The sequence below is a fragment of the Paenibacillus wuxiensis genome (assembly GCF_040195695.1).
Classification (GTDB): Bacteria; Bacillota; Bacilli; order Paenibacillales; family Paenibacillaceae; genus Paenibacillus_B; species Paenibacillus_B suaedae.
The window spans coordinates 447,413-468,678 of sequence record NZ_JBEFZI010000006.1; the positions used below are offsets into that span (position 1 = coordinate 447,413).

16 protein-coding genes are annotated in these 21,266 nt (G+C 42.4%); 4 read left to right on the top strand and 12 right to left on the bottom strand.

Features of this window, described 5'->3' with window-relative positions:
* Nucleotides 1-201 precede the first annotated feature (201 nt).
* Nucleotides 202-531 carry a DUF2834 domain-containing protein gene (locus tag ABN764_RS15995; RefSeq protein WP_446672483.1) on the bottom strand — a complete coding sequence of 110 codons (330 nt, stop codon included), beginning with the start codon at nt 529-531 and terminating at the stop codon, nt 202-204.
* Between the two features lie 44 nt (nt 532-575).
* Nucleotides 576-806 (bottom strand): hypothetical protein, encoded by a 231-nt coding sequence (locus ABN764_RS16000; protein WP_446672484.1) that lies wholly within the window; start codon nt 804-806, stop codon nt 576-578.
* Nucleotides 807-1,613: 807 nt separating this feature from the next.
* On the opposite strand from ABN764_RS16000, the gene ABN764_RS16005 reads away from it, so the two are divergent.
* Together ABN764_RS16005 and shc are read left to right on the top strand one after the other, a co-directional pair.
* Nucleotides 1,614-1,964, top strand: coding sequence for a YciI family protein (locus tag ABN764_RS16005; protein ID WP_446672485.1), 351 nt, complete (start codon nt 1,614-1,616; stop codon nt 1,962-1,964).
* Nucleotides 1,965-2,245: 281 nt separating this feature from the next.
* A complete protein-coding gene (gene shc, locus ABN764_RS16010) occupies nt 2,246-4,138 on the top strand; it encodes a squalene--hopene cyclase (protein WP_446672486.1) in 1,893 nt (630 codons plus the stop codon).
* 107 nt (nt 4,139-4,245) lie between these two features.
* Here the strand turns inward: shc and ABN764_RS16015 are convergent, their stop codons facing one another.
* The 3 genes from ABN764_RS16015 to ABN764_RS16025 all read right to left on the bottom strand — a co-directional run bounded on the left by ABN764_RS16015 (nt 4,246) and on the right by ABN764_RS16025 (nt 8,456).
* The gene (locus tag ABN764_RS16015) at nt 4,246-6,213 is read right to left on the bottom strand and encodes a S9 family peptidase (RefSeq protein ID WP_446672487.1); all 1,968 of its coding nucleotides are present in this window, start codon (nt 6,211-6,213) and stop codon (nt 4,246-4,248) included.
* A gap of 242 nt (nt 6,214-6,455) precedes the next feature.
* On the bottom strand, nt 6,456-7,331 hold the full coding sequence (locus ABN764_RS16020) for an S-layer homology domain-containing protein (protein ID WP_446672488.1): 876 nt from the start codon (nt 7,329-7,331) through the stop codon (nt 6,456-6,458).
* A gap of 57 nt (nt 7,332-7,388) precedes the next feature.
* Complete coding sequence (locus tag ABN764_RS16025) at nt 7,389-8,456, bottom strand: methyl-accepting chemotaxis protein (protein ID WP_446672489.1); 1,068 nt, start codon at nt 8,454-8,456, stop codon at nt 7,389-7,391.
* Between the two features lie 530 nt (nt 8,457-8,986).
* Between ABN764_RS16025 and ABN764_RS16030 the strand changes: the two genes are divergently transcribed.
* Nucleotides 8,987-10,975, top strand: a complete 1,989-nt coding sequence (locus ABN764_RS16030) for a serine hydrolase domain-containing protein (protein WP_446672490.1) — start codon at nt 8,987-8,989, stop codon at nt 10,973-10,975.
* 126 nt (nt 10,976-11,101) lie between these two features.
* On the opposite strand, the gene ABN764_RS16035 is transcribed toward ABN764_RS16030, so the two are convergent.
* The 7 genes from ABN764_RS16035 to ABN764_RS16065 all read right to left on the bottom strand — a co-directional run bounded on the left by ABN764_RS16035 (nt 11,102) and on the right by ABN764_RS16065 (nt 20,579).
* Nucleotides 11,102-12,901 carry a response regulator gene (locus tag ABN764_RS16035; protein WP_446672491.1) on the bottom strand — a complete coding sequence of 600 codons (1,800 nt, stop codon included), beginning with the start codon at nt 12,899-12,901 and terminating at the stop codon, nt 11,102-11,104.
* A 345-nt stretch (nt 12,902-13,246) separates the two neighbouring features.
* On the bottom strand, nt 13,247-15,595 hold the full coding sequence (locus ABN764_RS16040) for a S9 family peptidase (RefSeq protein ID WP_446672492.1): 2,349 nt from the start codon (nt 15,593-15,595) through the stop codon (nt 13,247-13,249).
* 228 nt (nt 15,596-15,823) lie between these two features.
* Nucleotides 15,824-16,636, bottom strand: coding sequence for a DUF4097 family beta strand repeat-containing protein (locus tag ABN764_RS16045; protein ID WP_446672493.1), 813 nt, complete (start codon nt 16,634-16,636; stop codon nt 15,824-15,826).
* Nucleotides 16,637-17,046: 410 nt separating this feature from the next.
* On the bottom strand, nt 17,047-17,649 hold the full coding sequence (locus ABN764_RS16050) for a YdcF family protein (protein WP_446672494.1): 603 nt from the start codon (nt 17,647-17,649) through the stop codon (nt 17,047-17,049).
* Nucleotides 17,650-17,753: 104 nt separating this feature from the next.
* Nucleotides 17,754-19,031 carry a S41 family peptidase gene (locus ABN764_RS16055; protein ID WP_446672495.1) on the bottom strand — a complete coding sequence of 426 codons (1,278 nt, stop codon included), beginning with the start codon at nt 19,029-19,031 and terminating at the stop codon, nt 17,754-17,756.
* Nucleotides 19,032-19,398: 367 nt separating this feature from the next.
* Entirely contained in the window at nt 19,399-19,782 is a 384-nt protein-coding gene (locus ABN764_RS16060) for a serine hydrolase (protein WP_446672496.1), read from the bottom strand.
* Complete coding sequence (locus ABN764_RS16065; protein ID WP_446672497.1) at nt 19,779-20,579, bottom strand: serine hydrolase domain-containing protein; 801 nt, start codon at nt 20,577-20,579, stop codon at nt 19,779-19,781. Before ABN764_RS16065 ends, ABN764_RS16060 begins: the two co-directional genes overlap by 4 nt.
* 168 nt (nt 20,580-20,747) lie before the next feature.
* Here ABN764_RS16065 and ABN764_RS16070 point away from each other — a divergent pair, with 168 nt between their 5' ends.
* Nucleotides 20,748-21,191, top strand: a complete 444-nt coding sequence (locus tag ABN764_RS16070; protein ID WP_446672498.1) for an Lrp/AsnC family transcriptional regulator — start codon at nt 20,748-20,750, stop codon at nt 21,189-21,191.
* The last annotated feature ends 75 nt before the right edge of the window (nt 21,192-21,266 follow it).

Genomic DNA, 21,266 nt, shown 5'->3' on the forward strand with positions numbered 1-21,266 from the left:
CATCAAGCTGTTGCTCACGAATGCTCCACAGCCGTTGCCTCGTACTTTAATTTGCCGTTTTTTACTACAAGTTATGATTATTAGGTTGAAGGTTGAGCCCTTTTTCCGTAAGATAATTTTTGTCTTTCACAAATGTGACCACATTAATTTCCCCTATCTGCAATCATTCCAGCGACTTTCAGAGATATTTTATACGTAGGGTTATTCAACTGTCGTCTTTTCCAAATGCAGCTCTCGCAACAATAAAAACATAGGCAGCCCAAAAGAAACTCCTACAGTTAATGTGCCAAGTATCGGAACCCAGCACAAACTCATTTTCACCCCAATTCGTTTTCCCTCGTATCGAATGAAAGCTAATAATACGACCACAGATACAATGACATCTAACCAGGCAAATGAGCCAATTCGGGTTCTCGCTGCTTCTTCGATAAGCAAAGGTAACTGCAATCCATGTTCGTATATCCAGGGAATGAGCTGAGAGTACGGCAGCACAATCCCAAGTAACGCTAAGACCCCATATAGAACCTTCATCTGATTCCCCCACTAAAATAATGACATCAGCTTTATGAAACAGGCTATGGCTTCACAGCACGCCAGATGTATTTCTGTTCCTTGAACCCAATTCTCCCGTTGATCATGTTCTCGTCTAATTTCTTAGCGAGCTCATCCTTCATTTCTGGTACCGTATAGTCTGGATTTCCAGGTATGTCAGAGAGGAAGGTCGCGAACTCGAATTCGTTCGGGAAATAATAAATAGCTTCGTTAAATTCTTCGATATGTATATCTACAAATCCGTTCAGGTTCAAATCGTTCTTTTACAGCATCTACACAATTATGAATCCCAAATATGACGCCACCTGGCACTAACAATCTACTATGATTAATGATAGAGGTAGGACCACGGCGATCATAGATGAGGTCAAACTGAGCATCATCAAACGGCATATCTGATTTGGTCGTGGCATAAGCTTCTTGCAATCATATCATACCAATCGATTCCCATCGGCCGCCTCCTCATTCGATATTCACAAGCATTTGCATAATTAAACCTTCTATGACCAAGGAATAACTGCATATATCATACTATTGGATTCCATATTGAACCATATCCGAATAATAGCTGGAGTACAAGCCTTGAATCACAAAAAAAGCCTACAACAATTATTGCAGACTGATTCAACGGTGTTTCCTCATGATGTATTCCATTAACTCATACTGTCAGAAGAAAATAAAGTTCTAGACTGAAAAATAAAGTGGTAGACTGACGATACTTCATTCAAGTTAACGGGCAGAATTACACAATACAGTCGCCCTGGGCCAGAATGTTCAGCCATACATCTTGCCCAATTCTATTTATATCCAACTCATTGAAGCCAAAATTAAGAACTTGTGTCATTGCTTCGGTTATTAAGAGCATATCCAATTTCCGTACGGTGATGGGCTCCGTAACTCCCATTTTACACGAAAACTCGCATGGGCCTTTTTTACTGCCGCATTTCATATTACAAGCTGTCTTTTAAAAAAATTTTTTCAAAGTGCCGATTTGAAGATACCGGTTCGTTGTATTTATTAAGAGGTCAATTTTTGCTTTTAAAAAGAAGGAGGAGATTTTTATGCTGTTTATGTTGATTGTAAAAGCCTCGAAGAATTCGGAAGCCGGAAATCTTCCGAGCCCTGAGCTCATGGAAGCCATGGATAAGTACAATGAGGAATTAGTTAAGGCGGGCGTGCGGGTTATGGCGAAAGGACTTCATCCAAGTTCAAATGGGATTCGCCTTTCGTTTCCGAAACCAGGGGAAAAGCCGATGGTTACGGATGGCCCATTTACGGAAACGAAAGAATTGATTGCCGGGTTCATTCTGATTGATGTGAAGTCGAGAGAAGAAGCCATCGAGTGGGCCATGCGGATGCCGGACCCGCAAGGACATGGGGAAGGTCAGATTGAATTGCGTCAAGTATTTTAGTAGGCTTTGTACATTTGAAATCATAAACATCTCGCTAAGCTAATGAGAACGTTAGTTCAATGGAACAGCGACAGTCTAGGACTTTATTCTCTCGTCCTTAGCTGTCGCTGTTCTTATTTCTCAGGTCAGTCTAAAACTATTTTATGGAGTCTGGTGGTATGACCAGTATCTTGATCATATCCGGAGCCAGCGGATTCCCTGTACTTATTGAGATTAAAGGATATGTCCCCCTGCCCACCCTCATATAATTCTAAAAAACCACCCCGGAGGTACCAAAGCAAATGAGTGATGTGCTAAGAGCAGTGGATGATGAAATAGAGCGGCTGACGAAAACACTTATCGAACAGCAGCGACAGGATGGATCCTGGCGTTTTTGCTTTGAGAACGGGACGTCAGTTGATGCTTATGTGATTATTATCTTTCGATTGCTGAACGTTCCGAATGAAGAGTTGATTAGGCAGCTGCATAACCGGATTCTTGCCGCACAGCAGCCAGATGGCTGTTGGAGACTGTTTGCCGATGAAGAAGAAGGAAACTTGTCCGCTTCCGTTGAATCCTATTACGCCCTGCTTTATTCCGGGTACAGCCAGACGGCAGACGAACCTATTCAGCGAGCCAGGCGATATATTTTATCCAAAGGCGGTCTCGGAAAAGTGTCCAACATCATGACCACAGCCATCCTCGCCGCCACAGGTCAGAGGAAATGGCCTGCATCCATCTCGTCCATTCCGCTCGAGGTTGTTCTTTTTCCAACTTATTTTCCGATTACTATTTATGATTTCTCAGGATACTCAAGGGTTCATCTTATCCCAATGCTCATTATGGGCGACAAGCAGTTCACGATGAGCTCCGCTCATACGCCAGATCTATCTGATCTTTATGTTCGAACGATGGACGAGGAAGATCCTCTCCCCCGCAGTTTCCAGGAGATACAAAACATGATAAAGGAAGGGCTAAAACTGCTTATCGGCACCCCCCGTTATATCCACGAAGCAGCTACAACCAAGGCCGAGCAGTTCATGCTAAAAAGGATTGAAGCCGATGGTACACTCTACAGCTATGCTAACAGTACAATTCTCATGATTCTCGCCCTGCTTGCCCTAGGGTATGATCAGCAGCATCCTCTCATCACCCGTGCCATTCAGGGACTTACCGACATGCAGTTCCATTATAACGGGACAACTACAATGCAGAACTCCCCGTCAACCGTATGGGATACCGCTCTGCTTGCCTACACATTGCAGGAAGCCGGAATCGCCGCTGATCATCTAACGATCCGGCGTGCCGCCACGTATCTGCTATCCAAACAGCAGGATAAGACTGCCGATTGGAGCATTCATAACCCGGACACCATTCCCGGAGGCTGGGGATTCTCGGAGACCAATACGATCAATCCCGATGTGGATGATACAACCGCAGCTCTACGGGCGATCAGGAGGTTATCTAATACCAATTCTACTTACCTGGAATCTTGGAATCGCGGACTGAATTGGGCTCTATCCATGCAAAATAATGACGGAGGCTGGCCCGCATTCGAGAAAAATACTAACAATGAATTGCTCACCTGGCTCGCCATAGACGGCTCCAAATCTGCGGCCATTGATCCCTCGGAGGCTGATCTTACTGGGCGCACATTAGAGTATCTCGGGAACTTTGCCAGACTCGATAGTCGGCACGAATTCATCAAACGGGGGACAAATTGGCTAGTTCGCCACCAGGAGAAGGATGGATCCTGGTACGGGAGATGGGGCGTTTGTTATATTTACGGTACCTGGGCGGCACTGACGGGATTGGCAGCGGTCGGCTTTCCAGCTAGCCATGAACCCTTACAACAAGGAGCCCGTTGGCTTCTAGACATCCAAAACCCGGACGGCGGATGGGGCGAATCCTGTCAAAGCGATCGGCTGCGGCACTATGTGCCCTTAGGGGAAAGCACTCCTTCTCAAACCGCATGGGCGTTAGACGCCTTAATCGCTGTTCAGACACAACCAACACCAGAGGTCGATCAAGGAATCCATAGACTTATCGCATTACTCCATGAAGACGACTGGAAGAGCACTTATCCTACAGGTGCCGGCCTCCCCGGTTACTTCTATTCTCATTATCACAGTTATCGCTATATCTGGCCGCTTCTGGCGCTGATCCACTATAAGAAGCGGTATGGGAATCTATAGATCAACAAAAGAACGGACCGTATTCGCTGCCGTCCGTTCTCGCTTTTCCATATTTGACCTACGACTATATACTTGAGCACTATTCTGTGAGGATATCCATTTATTAATCATAAAATCCTAAAATCTTTCATACTTTCTCCAAGAATATAGTGTGAAAACCACATCAAATTCTGCTTCATAATAGCCACATTAATTCCTGGCTGGTCAGAACTATATGCCATTCCTTTAAATATAATGAATTCTGTATCAACTCCCATATCCCTTAATCCTTGATATAGCTCATATGCATTTGAAATTGGGATCCTTGCATCCTTTTCGCCATGTTGAATTAAGGTGGGCGTACAGGCTGATTTAATATACGTCATTGGTGATGTTTTCGTATATATCTCTGGATCATTCCATGGATTATTTCCTAAATGCATCTTAATAAAGTAAGGTATATCTGTATTTACATAATGGGTACTCCAATTTGTAATTCCACCCCCAACTGAAATAGCTTTAAATCTACTACTATATGTAGAACAGAAAGCTGATATATATCCCCCGTTGCTCCATCCCATAACTCCTACTCTATCTTTATCTACAATCCCTTTGTCTACTAGTCTATCCACTCCAGATATAACATCATCGTAATCGGAAATTCCCAGTTTTCTATAGTTTGCTTGTAAAAATTCATTACCATAACCAGAACTTCCCCTGTAGTTTGGTTCTAAAACGATAAAGCCTTTTTCAATAAACTGTTCAATCGGATACTTCTCACTAAAACAGTCCGAAAATATCGGAAAGGACGCCCAGGCCGGACCACCATGGATTATCACTAATAAGGGATATTTTTTATTTGTGTCAAACTCTACTGGGGTCGATAACACTCCCTCTATTTCAAGACCATCACTACTTTGCCATGAGATTATTTCCCTGTTACTTGTAAGCTTTCCTTTGAAAAAGCTATTTTCATTCGTTATTTTTTTATCGTCTACATAGATTTCAAAAGTTTCATTTGTTATAGCTTTATTATAGGATATATGATTGCCATCCCTTGTTATAGAAGCCTCCATTATAAAGCCATCTACTTTTTCGCTTACCATTTCCACAGTGCCATCCTCAGATAGCAACCCAATAAGATAATTCGTTTTATTCTGCCATCTAATTAATATTCCTTTAGCTGTCCAGCGTAATGGAATAACCGTACTATCAAAGTCTGTTAAAGGTTGAATTAGCTCTCCATTATTAATATCATATATCTCAAGCGTACTGTCTTGTATATGGCTCTTATAGTAATCCTTCTCCCTAATGCTTGCCGAGTAACATATTTTGCTGCCATCAGGAGAAAAACAGACGCTCCCTCCCAACAACTTATTTATATTCAGCTTTTGTAGCTCTCGAGCTTTAATATCTAGTATGTATAGATCTCCATTCATATAATCTCCCAGATTTGAGCTTGGTGTAGCCATAAATACAACCTTTTTTCCATCATTTGAAATATCAAATTCATGGATATGAAAATCCTTACCATCAGTTAGTTGATAAACAACGCTATTTCCGTGTTCATAGTTATCATTTTGTATCGCTTTTTCTATTTCAATGTAATATAAACAATTATTCTGGTGTTCCTTACCTACATGATGGAAATCTCCATATAGTTGCTTACGTTTCTTTAACGTCTCTGATTCTTTTGACTGTGCAACATAATAAATACCCTTGCCAGTAGGCTCCCATTGGAATATACTGACCCCTTCTTTCTCATCAGTAATTTGAACCCTACTATAACCATCTATTGATTTAACAAAGATCTGATTTTTCTTATTATCCCCGCCACCGACTGGGCTAAGGTATGCGATATCTCTAGAATCTGGAGACCATAATGGGTATGTACTATCTATATCCCCAGTTGTTAATGGATAACTCTGCCCCTTATCTTTTTCATATATCCATACATGATTCCTATATGTATTGTCTTTCCAGTTAGCTGTCTTCTTGACAAATGCTACGTTTTTGCCATTTTCACTTATATTTGTACCTGATAAGGTTGGTAATGAGATAATTTCTTCTATACTTAGATATGTTTTTTCATTCATTTGATTAGTAAACCCCCTCGTAACAATTCTTATCTTGGGAACATTGGCCATTGCTAATATAACTTATCTCCATGTTAATACATGCTATTACCAAAAACCAGATATTTTGGTAATCCGAGTAGGCTGGCCGTGGTCTGCAGATATCATAATGAAATGAAACAAATAGTGACAACGGAGGTTTATTCAACTTTTCAACCCGTAACTAGCAAAATGAGCAGGCTTCGGCAGCCTGCTCAACAAGATTAGCCTTGGAATGGAACAGTGGGTTTTACTAGTCCAAGTACAGCTTTGTATTCCGAAGGTATATAGGTTACAGCTTTTAACTCCGTGATGACTTGCATGTACATTTTGTCAGGATCAGGCTGCACGACTCTATATTGAATAGTGGCCACGCCTTTCGAGAATTGGATGCCCGTGATCTCGAGTCCATATCCAGAGTGAGGAACTAGAGCGGATAACGTAACTCGGGTGACAGAATCCGTTTCTTTTTCCGAAGTGCTTTTTACTTGGTTGAGATCGGAAGTATCAGGTGTTTCCGGTTTTGTGTTTTTAATGAATGTTAACGTTTTGCGGATCATATCGGCAGCTTCTGCTCGGGTGATATAGCTCTTCGGATAGAAGCGTTGCTTGCTGTCTAGGGATACGATCTTGGCAATGAGCAGCTTCTGAATACTGTCCATGTATCCGTCTGTCACCTGGTCGGCATCCGAAACGCTTTGGAAAATTTCGATCCATGCATAATTTCGTTTATGGCTTACTTGCCCAAATAGCCATTTGGCGAATTGCTCCCGTGTGACTTTAGCAGAAGGATTAATGTCTTTCGCAATGCCTAGCCCGTTATAGTGAGCGATGATGAAGTCTTCCGCGTATGAAGAGTTGTTTTTAACCTTCGTATAATAGTCGGTTGCCTCCGGGATCTTGATAAATTTAATATTGTCGATGTTTAAATCCAAGCCTTTTACGATCATTGTCACTGCTGTTGCCGCGTTCAAGCTTTCTTTCCCTTCTTCTTTTCTCTGATTGTTCTCTTTATGAGCAAAAGCGGAACCGCTAATGCCCATGCTGAAGACGGCGATTAACATGAGTAAAATCAATGGCTTTTTCATTACATTTCTCATCTTGTTTCCCTCCGCATATCTTTATTATTCTCCTAGACGTGAATGTGCTGAAATATGTTACATAGATGGAAAAATAATAAACCTCTTAATCGATTCCCTTAATTGTACGGACATTTCGGCTTGTCCCTCCATGGAATCAGTGACTTTACTCATCGCCACATTCATTTCTCCTAGGCTTTCCTTCATTTCACTGGTGTAACCTGCAGCCCTAGAAGAACTCTCGGAGACGCCTTCAATGACTTCCTCAATATTCGCTACGGCAGAACCCATTACTTCCGTAGAAGTATGTACTTCCTCAGAAAGCGACAGGATGGCTTGAGCATCTCGCTGGTATTGTTGACCTGTCTTGATAAGCAGTTCATAATCCGCTTTTGCCTCATTGTTCATATAGTCCAATATGTCCTGAGAACTCTTCCCCAGTTTTAGGAATGCATTCTTTACTTGTACGACCATTTCATCAATATGAGAAATAGCTTCTGTTGATTCACCGGCTAATTTTTTTACTCTTTCGGCTACAACCTGAAATCCTTTCCCTTGTTGACCGGCTCTCGCTGCCTCAATGGAAGCATTTAAGGCTAATATGTTGGTCTGTGAAGAAATTTCCTTGATGCTTGCAGAAATCACATGAATCTCATCCACGATGCGTCCAGCCTCTATGGCATTCCGAAGATTCTGTTGCTTCTCTTCATACGTTCGAATAGCCTTCTCAAGGGAATAAACGGCCTCGACTTCCATTTGCGTCGCCCTTGTCTTTATAGCGCTAGACGTTTCTAAGGAAGCCTTTACCTTATGTGATAATTCATCATTGGATCTAGTTATTTTAAGAAGGGACAACTTAGCGCGTTGTGTATCGTTCAACAAATTTGTCGCGTCTTGTGCAAGAATATGTGACTTCGATTGAATCCTTGCTATACTCGCTGTTGAATTGCGCGTTGCGTCCAACATTGCCGAACTAGATTGTTGGATGTTATTCGATGCGTTATCAATTTCCACCACCAATCTCTTGATACTTGTTGAGCCTGTATTTAAAGATTTGCATAACTTGCTTATATCATCATTCCCCTTGAAGCATAGTTCAGAAGACAAATCGCCTGCTCCAAGCTTATCTGTAAATCTTACAACCAATTGAAGTCTCCTTAGGACTAGCCGATCATACATGAAAACAACAACGAGTACCGATATCAGTGTGCTAAAAACAGAAGATACATATAAACCAATGTTGCCCTCCATAAACTCGTTTTGGATTCCTGCCTTGGCGATAACTTCCTTACTGGTATCCAAGACGAAATTCACGAACTCACCAATGTTCGTACCGAGAATTTGAACGAGCACGATGGGGAATATCAGCTTGAATTTAATGGACTCAACTGTCCATTTCTTTAGGGTGTCCATAATTTTCATAAGTGTCTCCTCAGTAAATGTTGTAGATGCGTAGAAATGATAGCACCCCTCCGTCAGAACAATGTTATTCGGCCGTTTTTGGGAATCATAATTCTTTTATGGTCATAAATCCTAGTGCCTAATTGTCATATGACACTTTGAAGTGTCTTGATATTTAGGGTGACGAAATGAAACTTGTTGATATGACAAGCCTTTTGCCATACTCGGATCAGCCGGTTGTTATGAGGCAAATACATGTTGAGGAGAGACCATTTATGAACAAAAAGACTCGCACCATCGCGGTTCTGCTATTATCCGCTATGGCAACGACCGCATGGATGCCAGCTAGCGGCCAGGCAGCTGCCGCAACAATGGCCACAACGAATGCACCTGTAAATTCTAGCTTGGAGGGGCCCCGCGATGCCAAGGAGGCAGAAGCATTTGCAGATAACGTTTTTAAGGACATGATGAAGAAGCATAACACAGTCGGTTCTAATTTCTCGCTCGTAGCCGATGGGAAAGTGTTAGTAAGTAAAGGTTACGGTTATGCCGACAAAGAAAAGAAGATTCCCGTTGATAAAGACACCGTTTTCCAGATCGGCTCTGTTACTAAGCAATTCACGGCCTTGGCTGCTATGCAAATGGTCGATAAGGGGAAAATCGATTTACATGGCGACATTCAAAAGTACTTAGGAGGATTCAAGATTCCGAATAAGACGGGGAAAAAGCTGACCATGTATGATCTGCTTACCTATTCAACCGGATTTGATAAGCCCGATATCAGTTCGTATTATTCACCGGAATATCTTAAGAAAGAATATCCATTAAAGGATGTTCTCAAAACACATATGCCAACGGTTGTGAGGCCTCCGGGAGAAGCTTACGTTTATGACAATTTTGGGTTTTTGCTAGCGGGGTATGCGGTAGAGAACGTCTCGGGAATGCCCTATTCGAAGTATATGGAGAAAAACATTTTGGGCCCGCTAGGCATGACCTCAACGAGTGTGCGGATTACTCCTGAACTGCTAGGCAGAATGTCTGCTCACTATGGACCGAAGGGTGAGAAGATCTCTATGGATGGAACTATGCCTACAGAGAAGCCTGAAGGTGGTATGGTCTCAACAGCAGATGACATGGCGAAGTATCTCATCATGCATCTGAACAAAGGAAAGTATGATGGCAAAGAAATTGTGAGCCAAAAAAGCATAGAGCAAATGCACACCTACCAGTATTTTGCTGATAAAACGCTTCCTATTTCAACAATCGGGTTCGAAGGCTACTTCCGTGAGAAGATGAATGGTCAACATGTGATTCTAAAAGGAGGGAATGTTACAGGGCATTCATCCCTGGTTGTTATTCTGCCTGAGAAAAATGTAGCCTTTTATATGTCCAACAATGACGACAACGTCCCGTTTAGCATGGACGTGTATACAGCATTTATGAATCACTATTATCCAAAAAAGAAAGAGGTAAAGCCAACCTATTCGGCACTCAGTGAGCAGCAAGCCAAAGCGTATGTCGGATTATATGTAAACATGCGTTTTAATGCTTTTAGAAATAAGATTTCTTATTCGAACGGGCACTTAGTTTCGGAAACACCTTCAGGCAAGCATACGCTGAAAATGATCAGCCCTACGCTGTTCGAAGATGAATTAGGTAATAAAGTGCCGTTTACGAAAAACGCAGCTGGCAAAATTGCATATATGTATATTGTAAATATGCCAGAGGCAGCTTCAATGGCAGAGAAAGTTAACGTTGATTCACCATTCTCTGATGTACCTGCGAGCAGTAAGTATAAACCATATATTAACAATCTAAACGCTTTGAAAGTCATGAGCGGGAAGTCTGCCCATATCTTTGATCCAAAAGGAACGATGACTCAAGCTGAATTCTCAGAAGTGCTGCTTCGCGCCAATGGGTGGCATAAACAGCCTTTCATGCTTGAAACCAATAAGAAGCAGATGGTAGCCGGACTGCCTAATTTTAATCCTAATTCTCCGATCACTAGACAAATGGCGGCGGTAATGATCCAAAACATGAAACAGCTAGAGCCTAAAACGAAGGTTAAACTGAGTGGCACTACGGATGCTTGGGCAGTTGAAGCCATCAAAGCGCTTGTATCCCAAGGGATCATGGACCCAGATACTAAGGTTAAATCTGATGGCTCCGTGAACTTCCGTTCACAAGAGCTTTTGAAACGTCAAGAAGCTAGTGCCTTATTGGATCAAGCATTTAATTATTATACTCTACCCGTCCGTCACTAATGAATTCGATTCATGAACTCTAGCCAAGTTGAAAGGCTTATATAGTAAGAAACAAGCGGCTGCCTATGCTGCCGCTTGTTTTTAGTTATTGCGTTGTCCAGCGGCATTCTACACCGAGCGATAAGGTTATTCCAGCAGCCCGGCCTCTAGTGCCTTTTGCACCGCTTCCTCCCGGTTGCGAACTCCCAACTTCATATAGGCCGATGATGCATAGTTTCTAACCGTACCATCGGATAAATACAATTTGGAAGCAATTGTTTTATATCGTAGTCCTTTTGATACGAACTGCAATATTTCAATCTCCCGTGAGGTTAAATCATAGGCAGCTCCCATCTGGGTTGGCGACATATCGTCCCTAGTCTTATCCGCCTCCAGCTGTGCGAACAATTTGTTTGACATCTCTTGATCGATCATGGTGCCTCCTCGATAAACCGTGCGTATTGTCTCAACAAGTTCTGCCGGCTTTATCGATTTTAATAAATATCCGTCAACTCCGCTTTGCAGTGCCTCCAGAGCTTGCCTAGTATCTTCGAACATAGTAAGAATCACAATGCGTATCTGGGGCCACATTTGCTTCATGGTACGAGATGCGGTGATCCCGTCCATGTTAGGCATGTCCAAATCCATAAGAACCAATTGAGGTTGAACCTGCTTGCATAGCTCAATGGCTTGTTCGCCATCCTCTGCTGTCCCTACAACTTGCAAATCCTGCTGCTCCTCCAAAAGAGTCCGCAAGCTTTCACGAATAAAGGGTTGATCATCGACGACTAACAGGCGGATGACTTCTTCCTTAAGCTCCGTTTGCCGCGGCAAGGTGCAGGTAACGAGGGTGCCTTCACCCGATTGGGTATAGACAGCAACATGACCTTGCAAATTCAACGCTCGCTCTTTCATAGCGTTTATGCCGAAGCCATCCTGCACTTGTTCCATTCTATGACCATTATCTTGAATTTCCAGCCTCGTCTGCTGAGGCTCGAACTTCATTGATACGGTAATCTCCTTCGCACGTCCATGACGCACAGCATTCGTGAGCGATTCCTGCAAGCAGCGATACAGCGCTGTTTTCGCTTGCTTCGTTACTGGATATTCCTCACCAAAGGTCTGAAAACGAACCGATACCTTCGCATGCTCCTGAAACTCCTCGGCCAGCTTCCGCAAATACTGAATCAGCGGGAGCGCCTCCTGGGGAGATTCAATCTGATGCAGATATCCTCTTACTTCCACCATATTTTGACGGGCTAGGTTCAACATGGAATCTAGCCGTTCCATTCCTGTCTCGGTCGCAAGCTCAGGCCGCAAGGTTTCCAACCCCATAATAAGGGAAGTGTAAGCATGGCCAACGGTATCATGGAGCTCTTTGGAGAGCCGGCTTCGTTCCTCTGCCAAAGTGATACGCTCCACTTGCGATAAGTACTGTTCCAACACCCCATTTTGCTCCCGGATAATCTCGCCTTGACGATGACTAACCATCAATAAATGGAAGGAAAAACCGACCACATACGCTATTCCAACATGAGTGGTCATGAGCCAGAAATCACTCTCCTCTTCAAGCAATTTAATAATGGCGGGTACGAGTATAACAGATATAGGCCCCGACCAGAGATAGGCTCTTTGACCGCTGTTAGCGGCAATTAAAAATGCATACAACAAGAACGAGAGATAAGCTTCCGGAAAGAAGGAAGCTAAATACAAGCACAATCCGCCCGAGATCACGATCTCTGTAAACAAGTAGTATGTATAATTGAGCTGTAAGCACAGCCAAGGAACAGAAAAAGAGACAATCTGCAAAATCACAAGACCCCAAAGCGGCAACGAGAAATAAGCTGCTCGCTCAACGATTGTGAAAAAAAGAAAACTGCCGCAAATCAACCGGATCATGAGCATGAACCAGTCATACCAGAACCACCGCTTCACCATATCGAACATAAAATCAACCCCTCAGAACTTTCAGAATAACATTACGTAACAATTATTGAGTACACCACCATCCAACGATCCTTTTTTAGTCAAAATCGAGGCATGCCTTCTAGCGGTTCACGCTATTCATCATAAGACGAGTGTAGTGACCTAGCATTCGTGTGGAGCAGCTTGCAGAGCAAATGCCCTTAAAAAAGAAAAAGGACGCCCACAACCTTGCGGGCGCTCTCCATTGATTTCGGCGTTGACAAAGTATGTTCTACATAAACACCTCGTTCGGCAACTCGAATTGCTATACGCTTATAGCCTTCTCTCCGCTTCATGGCTACGCCATGCTCCTCGCCTATGGATACCTTATTTGCTCTGCGGCTTCAAATATTTATCCAAAAACTTGATCATTGTACTGAAGAAATCGATCAAGTTCTCTTCGTTAGTGAAGCCATGTCCTTCATTATCCTTGACCATATACTCCACTTGCACGCCGCGTTTTTTGAGTGCTTCGACAAGTTGGTCGGATTCTGCTTTGTTCACCCGCGGATCATTCGCCCCTTGAGCCACGAATAATGGAGTTACGATCTTATCGACGTGGAACATCGGCGAAACTTGCTTCAGCATTTCTTTGTCCTTTTCGACATCGCCGACACGTTCGTTTAAGAGATTTCTCATGGTCTCCCAATACGGTGGGATCGATCCCAAGAACGTGAACATATTCGATACACCTACATAATCAACAGCAGCAGCATACAATTCCGGCGTTTTCGTAATGCCCGTCAAGGTTGAGTATCCGCCAAACGATTGGCCATAAATACCAACTCGTTTCGGATCAGCAATCCCTTGCTGAATCGACCACTTCACACCGTCAGTAATATCATCTTGAATTTTCAATCCCCATTGTTTATTTCCTGCATCCCTAAAGGACTTCCCATACCCCATTGATGCACGAAAATTCACTTGAAGTACGGCATACCCGCGGTTTGCGAGCAATTGTGCTTCCGGGTTGAAGCCCCACGTATCACGTGTCCACGGTCCACCATGCGGATTTACGATCATCGGCAGGTTTTGAGGCTTTTTATTTTTCGGTAATGTTAAGTAACCGTGAATCGTCAATCCGTCTCTGCTCTTGTAAGAGATCGGATACATATCAGCCATCTGATCTGGTTTAAGCCACGGACTCAGATTACCTAAGGATGTTAACTCACCGGATAAATTATCGTACAAATAATACATCCCATAAGTCTTGTCATTCGAAACACTAACGATCAGCTTCGTCATATCCTCGTTATAATCATTTAGCCCGATTTCACTTTCACTGACGCCAAGCTTCTGCTGCAGCTTGCGGTACATCGCCTCGAATTTATCATCGAAAAACTCCAAATGCGCTTTATCTGTCACATAAACAGCCGCCAGCATTTTATCTTGATTTTTATCGTAATATGCTTCAGTTACGTCAACTTCCGGATGCTGATACAGAACTTCTTCCTCTCCCTTTACATTCAGCTTGACGAGCGCCATCTTGTCCCGACCGTTATTGGAGACCGCATAGATCGATTTACCGTCTGCCGAGAAACCAAGCGGATTCATCGCATCCCCGTTATTTAACGTAACCAGCAGTTTGAACGCCTCTTCCTCCGTATCGCGGTACAACAATGTACTTACGACACCGTCGCTTTCAGAAGCGAGCCGGATCTTGCCTTGACGATCAGCTACCCATGCCATAATGTTCCCTGGGTTTTTGGCGATCAGCTTCGTTTCCCCTGTCTTTACATTCAATTTATATACATCGAAGATGGCAGCATCTTCTTTATTCATCGAGATCAGAATTTCGTCTTTCACACCAGATAATTCGCTCACGAGTTGAACATTGACCTTATCGTAAGGCGTCAAATCCAATTCCTTATTGCCATTAAAAGTGGACGAATATACATGAAAATTCTCGTCTCCGCCCTTATCTTTGCGATATAGAATATTATCGCCTTTCCAGAAGAAGCCGGCGATATCGCGATCTTTCGAGCTTGTCACGCGAATAGGCTCGCTTTTCTCTCCGATTTTCTCTACAAACACATTGGAACGGTTCTCCCAAGTACCCGCATAAGAAAGATACTTGCCATCTGGAGAAAGCTTATACCCAAAGCTGCCCGGACTCCGAAAGAAGTCTTCCACGGAAATTTGTGGGACACCTCTCTCGTCCATCACCGATAGCATTTTATTGCTGTAATTTTTAAGCACAACAGCCGCTTGAGCTACAGTCACTGGCTGATCTTCGTGCAAGCTTCCATCTGTATTCCCTTGCATGAGCCCAAGTGCCTTGGCGCTTGCTGCATATTCGGCCAAGCTCGTTTCTCCCTGTTCCTTGCCGAGTGCCCGCACCATCATGCGTGCCATCTCACCGCGTTTGATTGGAGCGTCAACGGAAGTGAATTCTCCTTCCTTCAACCACCCTTTCTCGGAAGCAACCTTCATCGGATCGATGCCATGTTGATAGGTAAGCGATACTACCGCATAGCGGATAAAATCTTTAACAGAAATCGCTTGATTTTGTTGTACCCCTTTGTCAACAATCCCCTTCGTTATGAGCGTCTGTACTCCATCTTGATACCATGGTGCTGCTTGTTTCGCTCCATCCTGTGCCATGACTGACACGGGAACGGATACGGCCATAATAGCCGCAATCGCTGTGGAGACAAGTCTTTTTCTTGCATTCATGATTTAAGTTTCCCCTCTCTGCTGGAAGCGTTACATTAGGGAATGAATGTTAATTACTCTTTTGAGAAATATCCCCTTTTACTCAAAAGCCAATGACAGATATATCGTTTGCCGAAGAGCTTTGAATCTAGTTTTTGGCTCATATTGAAGGTTATAATCTTGATGAACTATATTCTTATCTCTCATTCACGTGATGATGATTATGGTGAGCCTGGTACATGATGACACTTAATTTTTGAACGTAATTTCACCCACCTGCGTGAAAATGTTGAGCGTTGCACTTTCGGCTTGAGCCTTACCAACATATCCATGGAGTTCTTCGGCTACAATCTTTGTGGTATTTGTTTCTTTTTCAAGAGCAACCTGATTATCGATAGTTCCTATTTTTGTTGATAGATTTACATATAGAGGTGCTGGTTGATCAGGCAGAGCGAATTCGACGCTACCAACGTCAGTAGATATGTTACTGCTTTCCATACCAATTACATCCGTTACAGTAACGTCGCCGGTACCGCTGCTCACATTTAAGTGTTGGACCGACAATTCTGACTCAACGGATATGTTGCCAACTTCATTATCTATCTCAAGGGATTTGAATTCTTTATAAGGAAGACGAATCGTTAAAGATGGCAATGGCTCCGTATTTATAATCTTTAGTTTATTTTCAAGTAGAATCTGTAATGTTCCATCTTGGATCGACGTAGTCACGTTGGTATCCATTCCTTGTGAATTGCCCTTGGATACTTCCAATTCTGCTTGATTGATTTGTTTGTCGCCTATGACAGTAATGATAGCAGCGTTACTCTGAATTTTTAGGGAATGAATGTTATTTACGTCTATTTGAGAAATATCCCCTTTTACTGCATTCGAGACATTTCTAATCTCCGATGTTTCTGAATTTACATTTGTGTTTGTCGATATAGAAGAGTTTTGTTGGGACGAACTTGGTGTACTAATGGCGGATGATTCTTTCGTACATCCGGCGAGTCCGATACTGGCAGCGGCCAGGAGAATCATAGCTAACTTCTTATTGGTGTTCAAAGTTTATCTTCCTTTCTTCCCATTGGACTAAAAATATCAAATATACTTTTTCTTCATAGCAATATTGACATTCGAGACCACTTCCTACCCTTGAAAAGCCTTGGTCAATCGAATCGTTCATACTATATGCTCCATACTCTTTTCTCCACACTCTCTCTCATAACAATATCCTACAGGACGTAATCTTCTTTTTTCTTACATTACTCTTACGAATTTCTTAAGCTGACTATATGTGCAATAATTGCCGCTGTTCAAAAACATACCACGAGCCAATTTTTGAAGATCGTTCAAACTATCCTGCCCATCAGCATAATAAAATGAGCAGACTGCGGTAGTCTGCTCAACAATGTAACGTATTCAACTATCGTGTCCCTTTAGCCTAAACAATCTACCTGAATCAAAGCTTTCGTTCATCTCAATTCATCAAGATTAAAGTCCATAATATCCCCATGCTTCGCGTAGTGTATCAATCCATTGACTTCTTTTAGAACTCTTTTCGTTCCATTTTCATACTTCCACCAATTATCTGGCCTAGTTGTTTGATCTAATACTGGATGAAAACTATATTCAAACCATGAAGGCGCATATCTTAAAAATGTTAAATGACATCTTCGCATGTGATAAAAGGCTGTGCAGATCAAAATTCGCTTCATATTATTCAGCCCGATATGATTATCCAATGCAGCTAAGGATTCAATCACATTCTCCTTCGTATTGGTTGAAATCGTCTCTATAATGATCGCATTCTCCGGGATAGCTCTTTCTATCGCAAACGATCGCATGGATTCAGACTCGATAAATTCCCCATTATATCCTCCTGAGAAGAGCAATCTAGACGAACGTCCCTGGAAAAACAGCTCAGCTGCAGCTGGCGTTCTATATTTATTGCTCGTTCTGCTAGACGGCACAACAATACAATCGCACTTAGCGTCATCATCTCGTATTCCCAGAAACAAAATCTGATGTGCGAGCTCCTTGGATACCTCTCCTTCTTCTAACTCAGATAGATACAACGTTGTCCCTCCTCTCTTAATCATATATATGCAAAGTGTCGCTCGAAGGGCAAAATAATGATGTTTTCGGGCATTTTACGTGACTCGAAAGTCTATCGTAACCCTTAGTTTCTATTAATTAATTTCAAGGCTTGCTGTAAATCTATATCTTCTTCAATATGTTTAGGTGTCCATTTGATATAGATATCTGGCTGAATTCCTTTTCCGTGTATTGGGTGTACTTCTGTTTTCTGTTTAAGTCTTGATATGGGATAGCCTAGAGAAAACTGCTTGTCCCAATTGTGCCAAACGATGTCGCTATAATCATTTACTCCCAAAGTGGCACGTCCTACTACGGTTACTTTGGATGATCCGTTACTAGTCCCCACAAATTCCTCTCCGGCACTTATACAATAACAGTCAGTTAATATAATTACCTGTTCTGGGTTATCTTCCCCTTCAAAATCGTTTACTCTGTCTGCTATATATTCCGAAAAGTCAAAAGCAACAAATCCTTGATTTCGATAGGTTTTAAATTGATTTTCAGCAAACTCTACCATCTTCAGCGTATCTTCATCATTTGTTGAATTTCGAACTTGCTCGATCTGTTCTAGAAATAGTTCCACATTACGATCAGAACAATTAAATTCACGTACTTTCAGTTCAGTACTTGGTTTTTCTCCTTTTTTATAAAAATATCTCACTAAAGAATTACTAGCATGAGCATTCCCTCCGCTATTATGTCGGACATCAACAATTACATTTTTGCTTGCAAGCAGGTCATCCTTATGCTTTTCAATTAGATTCACGATACGATCGGTATCTCCAAAATCAGAAAGGGTTACTAATAAAGTGTCTTCGTTAATAGAACGAATATCATAAGTTGACTTTTTAGGAGTTCGTCGATATAAATTCAATTCCAGTTCAACTACATCTCCATTCTCATTAATAAGCTCAAAATACGTAGCCTTGTTTAGGATTTCATCCCATTCCTCTCTCTCCGGATGAGATTCTCTAAGCATTGCACGTTGCTGTTTTCTTATCGAAGAAATCGATTGTCCGTCAATAGAAACAATTCTTGCCCCTTTTCCAAATCTGTTCTCTTCATGAACCTCTGTTACGTATAAGGTGTCTTCGTAATTTCTTACAGTAAAACCACAAGTTTTAACTTCTACCTTTTCTGAATGATGTAAGTGAAAATACATATGGCGATCTTGGAAGCTAATAAGATATTCATTCACAATTTCAGCAAACTGTTGTGGCGTCATTAATTCACTGGATTCAAGGCGCTCTATTTTTTCTGTAAAATAATCAGGATTATCCCAGCCTTTTTTCTCCTCATTCCCTGCATAATCCTGATGCATGATAGATATAATCTCAGCAAATATATTTACGTATTTCAATTTATATTTCCCCTCCGTATCTTTATTAGACAAAGACTCTCATCGAATAGTTTGGTTATACTCGAACATTTTATGATCTCTTTTCGGCTTAAACATCAAATATCTAATCGCCAGTCATTACATCGCATGTTGTGACCAGGAGGATATTCAAAAGCACACTCATTAATAAGTGAAAAGTTAAGCTTCCGACTAATAGTCCCCCTTTGTAAATAAACCCGACCCTAGATAGCTTACCTCTTAGGTCGGGTCGTGTATTTACACAGCTTTTTCCACGATTATACATCTAGTGGAATAGGAGCACAAGGTGTCGAATCGGGAAGTAGAATGACTGAAAATTATTTAGAGAAATAACTATTTGTTCAATGCGTTAATAAGCTTGATTATTTTTCTCCTGCTGAATACCGGCATAGACGGCCTCGCAGATATCCGTCGTAAATCTACCGGACATCCCCTCCAGTGCAGTATTCGTAAAGGCCACAACACTTAGCTCTTCATGTGGATCAACAAACCAAGAATGACCGTACGTACCACCCATCCTCCACGACCCTGGTGATTCAGGCGTGTTCGCGATTAGCGGATCCTTCAGCAATGTAAAACCTAACCCAAATCCTCTTCCAGGCCAATACGGCATATTCAAGTCACCAATTTGATTGGTTGTCATTTCAGCAACCAGCGCTTGTGGGAGGATAGGTGCACCGCCTAATCGCAATGCTTCCAACAGCTTCAGGAAATCTCCCGCACTGCCAATCATACCAGCCCCGCCGGAAGGATACGCTGCCTTATCAAGTGCCCGATTGGGAGCAAGCTGAAAACCAGCTGTCCCTTCCACAAAAGGTATGGCATCCATTTCGAGTAAGCGCCGAGGCTCTTCTGGATGATCTCGTAAGCAGCTGTAAGTCTCGCTTCATCTACAGCTACAAAAGCCGTATCAGTCATACCAAGCGGTTGTGTAACGAGTCTTTGAACGGCTTTACTGAGAGGCATGCCCGTCACTTTTTCAATTACAGCGCCCAGTACGTCCGTTGCTATCGAATACCTCCACATTGTTCCTGGTTCATATAGAAGGGGCACTGATGCGATCCTCCTCAGATTTTCCTCTAATGTGATTCTTGCTGCGTCCATCCCATCGGATACACCAGCTAATTCATAGGTTCCGTTATCCTCTTGAAAGAACCGATAGGTTAGCCCGGCCGTATGTGTCAGCAACTGATGAACTGTTATAGAAGCATGCCCCCCATTTGACAAGATGGGACGAAAATACGGAAGCCACGTTTCCACCAAATCGCTAAGCTGTAATTTCCCCTGTGAAATCAAGACTAAAGCCGCTACAGAAACGATAGGTTTCGTTACCGACGCATACCTAAATAAAGCGTCTTCTTGCATCACCCGCTGCTGCTCTCGATCAGCAAGCCCTGCTGCCCTATTGAATACCAGTTTTCCTTTCCATGCAATTTGAACCACAGTACCCACAATTCTTTTTTCCGAAAGTGTGTGGTCAATGACATTATTTACGAATGACTGCAATTGATTTGTCTCGATGCTGCGCATATCCTCATTCCTCTCCAGGCGTAATTGTTGATTCATTCAAGCTTGTGCGTTTATTATAAAAATAACCTCCTTCTTTTAACATAGGATGTTAAAGCTTCTTACTTCGAAATACGATGATTATAAAGGTAATTCTCAAAAATATCGTTGAACTCTAAGGAGGATCTTCCCGTGGACGAAATTGATCATCACATTCTGTTTCAATTGCAAAATCAAGCGAGATTATCAATGACCGATTTGGGCAAATTAGTTGGCCTGTCTCAGCCAGCGGTAACGGAGCGCGTGAAGAGAATGGAGGAAAAAGGCGTTATCGAAGCGTATCGTACCGTAGTATCCCCACCTAAAGTGGGCAGAGCTTGTACGGCCTACATGCTTTTTCGAACGAGGGATTGCTATGCCTTCTTAGATTTTTGCCGTGCAGTTCCTGAAGTCGCAGAGTGTTATCGAATCAGTGGCGAACACAACTATTTATTAAAAGTATTGACAGACTCCACGCATGGTTTAGAAGCGTTTGAAAATAAGTGCGACCCTTATGGCACCTATACAACCCTAATTGTGATGTCATCCCATATTGCATATAAAAATCTAATTGAGGGGACGAATTTGCTTGCGTAGTACGTTTCGGTATTTTAACTGAGGCAGAACACACAAAAGGAATCCTCATATCAGATTCCTTTTTCAGTATTCGTT